The following is a 9,522-nucleotide window of genomic DNA, read 5'->3' on the forward strand; positions in this document are numbered from 1 at the left end:
AAATAATAAATTGCGTGGTGCTGAGCTGTAGGTAAAATTTTTCATTTTTTTTCGGCTAAGCTTGCCGAAAAAGACCTGGTTCAAAAATTAGTTTAACCAACAGACGCCATGTGTGCACAAGATGTATTATAAAAGGCACAAATCCATTTGATGAGATAAAATCGGTAGTTTATTGAATCACAACGACCGTTCATTAAAAAAACTTAAGATAATTACTTCAATATCGTTTCTTTACCCACTCATTCATTACCACCAGTGACATTAAAAAAAGCCGCACTCCATTTATGCATTGTTCTTACAATAGTTACCATTCCATCATTGTGGCTATATTTTACACAACCTGAAGGAACTGAGCATTTCTTTCTACTTATTGCTCAAGGTTTTGTTAGTATTACGCTCTTCATTTTACCACCGATCTATGTAGTATTATATTTACTCATACCCAGATACCTAATCAAAAGAAAACATTTCGCTTTTGCTTTGAGTACCCTGCTCACGGCATTGATTTTCGGGTACTTCATCGGGCATTTTGAACCACTGGTAGACAAATATTTATTTGATCAGGAGCCTACTCAAATTCAGCCATCTTATGGCATTGTGGTGATTACATTTTTGCTCGTTGTCACCGTGCTGCTCAATCTATCGTATCGATGGTTTATCCAACTTTCAGTTATGAAACAGATGGAAAATGACCATTTAAGAAAAGAGCTATCTCTTCTCAAAAATCAAATAAACCCACATTTCTTTTTCAACACTTTAAACAACTTATATGCGCTAGCTCTGGAAAAATCAAATGAAACCCCAGCAGTAATCCTTAAACTATCACAGCTGATGAGATACTCTATTTATGACTGCAAAGGCCCCTTTGTAGAAATAGAAAAGGAGATAGCGTATATCGAAAACTATATTGCCTTACAGCAGATCAGAAAGCTTGATACACAGATTGAATTTAAGAAGCAGGTAAATGACCAGTCGCTAAAAATCGCTCCTCTGATATTAATTGTATTATTAGAAAATGCTTTTAAACATGGTGTGGATAGTATGCCAAATGGAGCATTTGTTATGGTAAGGCTGGAAGCAAACAAAAGCAATGTCGAATTTCAAGTAAGTAACAATTTCAATGCAAATAACAACCAGTCTACCGGAGGTTTAGGACTTGAAAATGTCACAAAAAGGTTAGACTTGATCTATGGTAAGTCATTCAACTTCACTACGGTAGAAAAAGACGAGGTTTTTATAGCTACATTAAAAATTAAGCTATCATGAAAAGTATAATCATAGACGATGAACCGCTAGCGCATAGCATTATTAAATCCTATTGTGAGAAACTGGAGACTATCGAAATTAAAGCATCTTTTCACAGTGCTCTGGATGCACTCCCCTGGCTCAACGAAAATACTGTAGACCTTATTTTTCTTGATATCAACATGCCGGTATTAAAAGGATTAGATTTTCTAAAGACCCTGAACAATAAACCGTTAGTGATCATTACATCAGCTTATCAAGAGTATGCCCTGGAAAGTTATGACTTGGATGTGGTTGATTACTTACTCAAACCATTTGACTTTAATCGTTTTATAAAAGCCGTAAACAGAGCTTTTGCTTACAAGCAATTACAAAAAGGCTCTGAAACAATTGCTACTGCACAAACCACAGACACTTCGGAAAGTATTTTTGTGAAGAGTGATAAAAAACTTCATCAGGTACAACTGGCTGGCATCTTGTATTTAGAGAGTGCAGGGAGCTATGTAAAAATACATATGGCTAATAAAACTATTATGGTTTTAAATCGGTTGGCGTATTTTGAAAAATCTTTAAATTCTAAACAGTTTGTCAGGGTACATAAATCCTTCATTGTATCTATCGGCAAGATTGATCTGATAGAGGGAAATCAAGTGCAGATTGGAGAGCGTAAAATTCCGATTGGCCAGACCTATAAGAATAATTTAAGTCAGTTATATCATTGATCATTATCCTTAATCTATTTATTGCTATTCTCAGACTTTCAAACCATATTTGAAAGTTATGAGATAAGCATTTATGGAAAAAATATATAAATCCTTTCACTATATAAGCTTCCTGTCCTTCCCTTTCTTGCTTGCTGCTATTTTCTTTTTCTATCGGCCACTCTTTACACAATTACAAAATATGGCTGCTGATTATAACGATGGCTTATTTTTTATGGGTATTGGCCTGAGCTTTAGCTCACTAGCCGATACAAATAAGAAAACGAAGCTGGGTGATCGTCTCTACAGCAAGCCAAAATTTGCAAAGAGTTGGATCATCTACATTTTCACCATGCTTGTTATTATTTTCCTGAGTGGAATCTGGGCACAGTTCATTACCACTAATGAAAAATTTCAGGCCCTCTCAACAGGAATTTTCGTTTTTGGTTTAGGGGTTTTAGGCCTCCTTGGCATGAACCTCGAGATCATCAGGAAGTACCAAAATGAATGGGCTAAACCATAAAAGGTATGCAGAAAAGACATAAAAAAGCCCTTTGATCATGTTGGTCTAAGGGCTTTTTATGCTTTATTAAAAACTATGATGTAAACTCAGTTGCGCTTGTCCCTTACTCCAATTTGCAGTGGTTTGTTTCATCCAACCGGCCTGTACCCGCAAGTTATCTCTTAGCCCAAAACCAAGCCCGGTATAGGTACGATTTCTGTCAAAAAACTCAACAGTTCGTCCCTCACCAATATCTCGTTGTCCGTTGATGAATATTTCATTATATAATGCCAAATAAACTACCCCTTTGCCTAAAGCCGTGTCGTTAAAAGGCACATTTAGAAAGATGTTGTATCTGTAGCGTGTTCTGAAATCCTGGCTTTCAACCCAACGCTGTTCGTATCTAAATCTGTGAGTAAGCAAAAAACGCTCACCGACTTTATGTGGTAGTAAAGCTTCCTGATAAATTCTGCTTTCATTTACCGTTTCGTCACTATCACCAAACTGGCCTGTAGTAATATTTCCATAACCCAAAGTAAAAAGTACATTGGCATTTTCAGGGCTGTAAGTAACTCCTGTTCTAAGTAATATCTGTTCTAGATCACTTCCTGCATTCCAGTACCTAAACTGGTAATCGCCCTGTATTCCAAAGCGGCTGTCGCCAAATTTTTTATTGAAAAAGTACATGTACCATGCACCTAGCTGATCTTCTTCTATTTCCTGCGCAGATGCGTTGTAGAAAAAAGGGATGAGTAAAAGCAGTAGAAAAAATCTTTTCATTTTAAAAGTCTAATTAAAAGTGAAACCCTATAGGTTTTATAAACTGGGTGTAATATTAAGCAACAGCTTACAATGAGCCTGACAATATGCTCAGAGTTTTATCATAAATCTATTGAATCTTGTTTCAACACATTTTTATACTTGATACACAACGGTTAAAATATTATTTTGAGTCACTTTCTAAACCCCTGAAACCAAACTAATGAAAACCATTACGATAAGATTTTCTCTGTCGCTACTTGCTGCCCTTTGTTTTAGCGCAATTGTTTACAGTCAAACACCACGAGCAAGAGATCTGGGAGTGCCATTTACAGGTACGCCAGGGCCGCTCAATGCCATCACCGATGTAAAAGGCGTGGAAGTAGGTTATAGCACAATTATATCGGGAGAAGGTGAAAACAAAGTCGGCAAAGGACCGGTAAGAACCGGAGTCACCGCTATTTTTCCCAGAGGTAAAGCAGCCAAATTTAGTCCCGTTTATGCCAATTGGTATAGCTTAAATGGCAATGGAGAAATGACCGGCACCACCTGGATCACTGAGTCTGGCTTTTTGGAAACACCCATCATGATAACAAATACCAATAGCGTGGGTGTGGTAAGAGATGCTGTTTTAGAATATTATGTGGCCGATGATTGGTATAGAGGTGAGCCCTGGTGGTATACTTATCCTGTGGTAGCTGAGACCTACGATGGTTTTCTTAATGATATTTATGGCTTCCATGTAAAGAAAGAGCATGTTTTCGAAGCTATTGAAAATGCAAAAGGTGGGGCGATAGCTGAAGGTAATGTTGGAGGTGGTACTGGTATGATGTGCCTGGGTTTTAAAGGGGGCACCGGTACTTCTTCCCGTCAATTTAAGATAGCCGATTCTCTTTATACCGTTGGCGTGTTGGTACAGGCAAATTTTGGTGCGAAATTCAATTTTACTGTAGCCGGAGTGCCTGTCGGTAAAGAGCTCATGGACACTTTAAATTATAAATTTAACAAACCCCCGAGTTCTAACCGCCAGGAAGGTGATGGGTCAATCATAGTGGTTGTAGCCACCGATGCTCCTCTCCTTCCCCACCAACTTAAAAGACTAGCTCAACGTGTACCCATCGGCATCGGTCTTACGGGTGGTCGCGGTTCTAATGGATCAGGAGATATTTTCATTGCATTCTCTACGGCTAATAAAAATGCATTCAGTAGAACAGAAACCGTGAAGGTAAATAGTCTACCAAATGATCAAATAAACTGGTTTTTTCAAAGTACAGTAGAAGCGGTTGAAGAAGCCATAATAAACGCAATGGTAGCTGCTGAGGATATGGAGGGCATAAATGGGAACAAAGCCTATGCCCTACCACATGAATTGTTAAAGGCTACACTAAGAAAGTATAACAGGATGGACTAATTTGATTCTTCTATGGAAAACTCAAAGAAACCAACACTATTAACCGGGGGAAACCCACAAATACCCAAGGGTGACGGTGATGCACCGGTTCAGGAGTACATCGCTGCCATGCCTGATTGGAAAAGCTCTGTAGGCAAAAAAATAGACGAACTTATTGAAAGAACGGTACCTAATGTAAGAAAAGCTGTTAGGTGGAACACTCCATTCTATGGTATCGAGGGCCAGGGTTGGTTTACTGCTATTAATTGTACTAAAAAATATGTAAAGCTCACCTTCTTCAAAGGAGCTCAGTTTGAACCAATGCCACCGGTGCCCTCTAAAGTTCCAGATGTAAAATATTATCACATTTTCGAAAATGACGAATTTGATCAGGATTTATTAGCACATTGGTTTAAACAAGCTGCTGTTATACCTGGCGAAAAGGTGTTTTAGTCAATTAGTTAATCTATGAAAATCAACGGCTCAATCGAAATCATGAAACCCAGGGATAAGGTAGTTCATTTCTTTAGAGAGCCGAAGTATCTCTCTGAGTACCAGGACGGTTTTGTTAGAAAAGAGCTGATAAGTGGTGAAAAAGGCCAGAAAGGAGCTGCATGAGATGGTGTTGACTGAAACAATTACTAAAAATGACTTACCTGATACTTTCGAAGCTGATTATTACCATAAACACATGGATAACACCATGAAGTGTACATTCACTGAGGTCAATGAAGCTTCGACTTTATATGAATACGAGATAGAGTACACAAGAATAAATTGGTTTATGCCACGGCTTATGGCCATTTTGTTTCCCTCCGTATATCGGAAACCAGTAAAAAAGTGGATGGATAATTTTAAGGTATTTGTAGAGCAACAACCTTAGTATTAGTTAAATTTTGTTAACGAGTTGTTAAATGGAGCAAACAGACTTGCTTAATAAAATACTAGTCGTATTTTGAGAAAAAATATAAACCTATGAAAGTCAAAACATCTCTATTTCTAACGTTCTTCTTATCTGTCTTTTTGATAACCAATGGCAACGCTCAGGATCAGTCGCACAAGGACTCACTCAATACCATCATTGATCAGTATTATCAACTGAACCTGGACATTTTTAAAGCTAGTTCTTCAAAAGCAGAGATAGACAAGCTATTTACTATTTTCACAGATGATTTTAAATATATACACCCTCAATATGGAGGTGAATATTCACGTGAAGACTTGTACAATGGATACGTGAAGAATCAAGCAAATGGCAGGTATAATGGAGGCATTTTAGATGTCAAAATTAGTAATCGAGTAGCCGGTCTAAATGCTGTGGTTATCGAAAAAAGTTTTGTAACTGAAAAAGACGGTATAGATCAATTAGGGGAATCACAGATGACCTTATTTGAGTTTAAAGACGGAAAGATTAGCCGTATTTACGAGTATTGGTAAACTCTAACTCGTAAAATTTTGATAAACACTCTTCTTAAAATTGATTCTTTAATAATGAAATCAATTGCAATCAAGCTTGCAGTACTACTCTATTTGATAACTCTTCCTTATGTATTATCAGCCCAAAAATTTGACTTAGAAAATCAAGGCCCAGATGTAGGTGAGCCTTTTCCTATCTACAATTACATTACTTTGGATGGAGATTCTATCAATTCAGAGACTTTTACAGATCGTACTATTTTACTCAATATCTGGTTTGTAGGATGTAAAGGTTGTAAGCAGGAAGAACCGACTTTAAAAGAGCTTACTAAGCAGTTTCAAGATGACAACATCTTATTTATAAGCTTATGCATGAGTAAACCCGAAAGAATAAGAAAGTACATTGAGAAAAATGACGACTTTGGATACAAAATAATAAGTACAAATCGCAAGGAGGTTGAAAACAGGTACTCAGTTGTTGCTTCTCCTACTCATTTTCTTATAAAGAACGGTGTATTAATAGATAAGCATACAGGTCCTTTTTCACCAAAAAACATAGCTTATCTGCGATTTAAAAAAATATTATCTTCAGAATAGATTTTTAGAATCGAGCCTTTTTTAGGAAGTCTTTACACGTACTTATCTTCATTTAAATTTCAAAAACAATGAAATCATGACCTCAATAGACTGGATTGGATCAATCGGTGTGTTTCAAATACTACTGGCTTACATGCTCAACCTCTCGGGTAAGCTAGAAAGTGGCTCTCTTTGGTATCTACTTCTTAACCTGATTGGCGCTGGCATGGCATGTCTGGCTTCTGTGTTGATGCAATATATCCCCTTCATCATACTTGAAGGTGTATGGACTGCCGTTTCTTTTTATTCTCTTATTAACTACATGCGTAAACAAAAAGTCTAATATCACCGAATACGCACTGTTTATTTAGTTCAATTATAAATTGCTGTTTATCAGGCCGCTGAGCTAACAAAATCGCTACTATTTCATTAAATTAATAGTGGAACTAAAACAGAATAATTATGCAACATACATGTAAAAATTGTGACCATTGGGCGCCAGAAGCGGCTGTGGTTGCTAATAAAGAAAATTATGGTGAATGCAATAAATTAAGCCATATAGAGTCTAAAATGGATCCAGACTATATCATTCCTGTCTTAAATGAAGGAAAGCCAATAAATAAAGATGCCAAGGCTATAGAATTTATAACCGGAGCAACTTTTGGTTGTAACCAATGGGCTCATGCTTAACTAATTCAGAGCTAAATTAAGAGATAGGAAAGCGTCCTTGTTGTAGAGCAAGGGCGCTTTCTTTTTATAAGAGACTGAAAAACAGTATATTCTAATACACCATAAAGTATTATTATGAAACAGCCTATCGCACTTCCTAAGCTACAATACAAAGGTTTTGAAAAGAATAAATTGACACTTCATCTCTATTTACAGATTTTAGGAAAAATAAGGATGGGTGCTATGCCTCGCAAGAATCACTGGTGGTATATCACAGAATATATTTCTACCGAAGGTATTACTACTGGAAACATACCTTATCGCGAGGGCACCGAAAGCTTTAACATCACACTCAATATTCACAGTCACTCATTGCACGTCTCAACAAGTACAGGCAAAAAACATAGCTTCAATCTCGGCTACGGCTTCACTGTTGCTCAATTTTATGATCACCTCATAGATGGCTTAAAGGCATTAGAAATACCATTTATGATATACGATAAACCCTTTGATTTAAACATCAATAAGCCATTTAGAAAAATTAAAGAATACCACCATTACGACAAGACCTACACACAACAATTTTGGCACACCATGCTTTGGGTTTCAGATGTATTTAAAGAGTTTAGCGGCAGATTTTATGGCAAAACCTGTCCGGTGCATTTATACTGGCACTCACTTGACCTGGCAGTCACGCGATTTTCTGGCAAAAAGGCTCCTCAAATGGACGCTAAAGCCCACCTCTCCGACAAAGACGCCTACACACACGAATGCATTAGTTTTGGCTTTTGGGCAGGTGATGAAAATATGCAGGAACCCGCTTTTTACAGCTATACCTACCCCTCGCCTGATGCAATAGACAAAGAGCCACTTTCACCTTCCAGTGCTTCATGGATCGATGCCAATGGGAGTCCCATGGCTATATTGCGCTACAATGATGTCTGTAAATCGACTACACCGCGTAAAGAACTGCTAGACTTTATGGAATCTGCTTACCAGGCGGGAGCAAAACTTGCGGGATGGCCAATTGATGAATTAACCGTTCCCGCACTTAAAGACATATAGTTTTATTGACTTGCTAACTGCATCAATATACCACACAGGTAAGCACCATAAGTACCTAATGCATAACCCAATACAGCAAGTAGCACACCTACCGGGGCTAGTGATGGGTGAAAAGCTGCTGCAAGCACAGGTGCAGAGGCTGCTCCACCGATATTAGCTTTACTACCGACTGCCAAAAAGAAATATGGAGCTTTGATAAGCTTAGCCATAATTACGAGAAGAGTCACATGTATGGCCATCCAAATGATGCCTACCAAAAAGAAGCCAGGATTTTCAAAAATGGCCGTTACATCCATTTTCATACCGATAGAGGCCACGAGTATAAATATAAAAACGGTTCCTATTTTGGATGCTCCGGCTCCTTCAAGCTCACGCAATTTAGTAAATGAGAGAATAATACCTAATGTGGTAGCGATCACGATAATCCAGAAAAAATTAGAATCCAGACTGAATTTCTTAAGCTCTGGCGCGTATTCAACAATCATAGGCGTGATGCCATCTGCCATAAGATGAGCAAAACCCGTGATTCCAAATCCTATTCCTAACATCATCATTAAGTCAACGACTGTTGGTATTTTAGCAATGCTGGCACTGTAAGCTTCCATCTTATTTCTCAAAGTCTCAACACCTGTATTATCAGCCTTAAAGAAGTCATTAATGCTATTGTTTTTACCGATTCCAAGTAATAGTGCAGCCATCCAAATTTCGGCTACTATTACATCTACAGTTATTGATGTAGAAAAAAGCGCATCTGACGGCTCAAACAGCTCATACATAGCAGCCTGATTGGCACCACCACCTATCCAGCTACCTGCTATGGTAGACATACCGCGCCACAACTCGTCTGCTCCTGCCCCACCTACTAGATCAGGATTTATCAATGATGTGATTAATATGGCCAAAGGCCCACCTATTACCACACCAACTGTAGCCGTAAAAAACATTACAAGTGCTTTTGGCCCCAGTTTAAGTATCTCTTTTAAGTCTACGCTAATAGTGAGTAACACCAAACATGCAGGTAGTAAATATCTTGAAGCCACAAAGTAAACCTGAGACTCTTCTGCATCTACAATACCAAATGTGTTGAGTAATGAGGGGAGAAAATAACACAATAAAATGGTAGGTATAATTTTATAAAATTTTTGCCAAAAGGGTGCTTTTAAGGTAGCTGTTTTAAACACTACCGCCAGCATCACCAT

At 37.9% G+C, this 9,522-nt stretch carries 14 protein-coding genes; 12 read left to right on the forward strand and 2 right to left on the reverse strand.

From position 1 onward, the window contains the following. The first annotated feature begins 318 nt into the window (after positions 1-318). The 3 genes from E1176_RS11565 (at position 319) to E1176_RS11575 (ending at position 2,469) form a co-directional block, all read left to right on the forward strand. On the forward strand, positions 319-1,266 hold the full coding sequence (locus E1176_RS11565; RefSeq protein ID WP_185152764.1) for a sensor histidine kinase: 948 nt from the start codon (positions 319-321) through the stop codon (positions 1,264-1,266). Next, positions 1,263-1,967, forward strand: a complete 705-nt coding sequence (locus E1176_RS11570; protein ID WP_155210772.1) for a LytR/AlgR family response regulator transcription factor — start codon at positions 1,263-1,265, stop codon at positions 1,965-1,967. Before E1176_RS11565 ends, E1176_RS11570 begins: the two co-directional genes overlap by 4 nt. Positions 1,968-2,040: 73 nt before the next feature. Beyond that, entirely contained in the window at positions 2,041-2,469 is a 429-nt protein-coding gene (locus E1176_RS11575) for a hypothetical protein (RefSeq protein ID WP_155210773.1), read from the forward strand. A 66-nt stretch (positions 2,470-2,535) separates the two neighbouring features. On the opposite strand, the gene E1176_RS11580 is transcribed toward E1176_RS11575, so the two are convergent. Continuing rightward, positions 2,536-3,228, reverse strand: coding sequence for a DUF2490 domain-containing protein (locus tag E1176_RS11580; RefSeq protein WP_155210774.1), 693 nt, complete (start codon positions 3,226-3,228; stop codon positions 2,536-2,538). 202 nt (positions 3,229-3,430) lie between these two features. Between E1176_RS11580 and E1176_RS11585 the strand changes: the two genes are divergently transcribed. The 9 genes from E1176_RS11585 to E1176_RS11625 all read left to right on the forward strand — a co-directional run bounded on the left by E1176_RS11585 (position 3,431) and on the right by E1176_RS11625 (position 8,323). Then, the gene (locus E1176_RS11585) at positions 3,431-4,618 is read left to right on the forward strand and encodes a DmpA family aminopeptidase (RefSeq protein WP_155210775.1); all 1,188 of its coding nucleotides are present in this window, start codon (positions 3,431-3,433) and stop codon (positions 4,616-4,618) included. Between the two features lie 12 nt (positions 4,619-4,630). Continuing rightward, positions 4,631-5,050 carry a DUF1801 domain-containing protein gene (locus tag E1176_RS11590; RefSeq protein WP_155210776.1) on the forward strand — a complete coding sequence of 140 codons (420 nt, stop codon included), beginning with the start codon at positions 4,631-4,633 and terminating at the stop codon, positions 5,048-5,050. A gap of 15 nt (positions 5,051-5,065) precedes the next feature. After that, complete coding sequence (locus tag E1176_RS11595) at positions 5,066-5,215, forward strand: hypothetical protein (RefSeq protein ID WP_155210777.1); 150 nt, start codon at positions 5,066-5,068, stop codon at positions 5,213-5,215. Beyond that, positions 5,187-5,480: an SRPBCC family protein gene (locus tag E1176_RS11600; RefSeq protein ID WP_155210778.1), complete on the forward strand. Its 294-nt coding sequence runs from the start codon at positions 5,187-5,189 to the stop codon at positions 5,478-5,480. Before E1176_RS11595 ends, E1176_RS11600 begins: the two co-directional genes overlap by 29 nt. Before the next feature lie 92 nt (positions 5,481-5,572). Beyond that, complete coding sequence (locus E1176_RS11605; RefSeq protein ID WP_155210779.1) at positions 5,573-6,034, forward strand: nuclear transport factor 2-like protein; 462 nt, start codon at positions 5,573-5,575, stop codon at positions 6,032-6,034. A 54-nt stretch (positions 6,035-6,088) separates the two neighbouring features. After that, positions 6,089-6,610 carry a TlpA family protein disulfide reductase gene (locus E1176_RS11610; protein ID WP_155210780.1) on the forward strand — a complete coding sequence of 174 codons (522 nt, stop codon included), beginning with the start codon at positions 6,089-6,091 and terminating at the stop codon, positions 6,608-6,610. 76 nt (positions 6,611-6,686) lie between these two features. Further along, positions 6,687-6,932, forward strand: a complete 246-nt coding sequence (locus tag E1176_RS11615; protein WP_155210781.1) for a CBU_0592 family membrane protein — start codon at positions 6,687-6,689, stop codon at positions 6,930-6,932. 119 nt (positions 6,933-7,051) lie between these two features. Further along, positions 7,052-7,279, forward strand: a complete 228-nt coding sequence (locus E1176_RS11620) for a hypothetical protein (RefSeq protein WP_155210782.1) — start codon at positions 7,052-7,054, stop codon at positions 7,277-7,279. Positions 7,280-7,393: 114 nt separating this feature from the next. Next, entirely contained in the window at positions 7,394-8,323 is a 930-nt protein-coding gene (locus E1176_RS11625) for a DUF5996 family protein (protein ID WP_155210783.1), read from the forward strand. Positions 8,324-8,325: 2 nt separating this feature from the next. On the opposite strand, the gene E1176_RS11630 is transcribed toward E1176_RS11625, so the two are convergent. Beyond that, positions 8,326-9,522: DUF819 family protein (locus E1176_RS11630; RefSeq protein ID WP_155210784.1), on the reverse strand; the 1,197-nt coding region annotated here is incomplete at its 5' end.

This window comes from Fulvivirga aurantia (genome assembly GCF_009711475.1).
In the GTDB taxonomy this organism is placed as follows: Bacteria; Bacteroidota; Bacteroidia; order Cytophagales; family Cyclobacteriaceae; genus Fulvivirga; species Fulvivirga aurantia.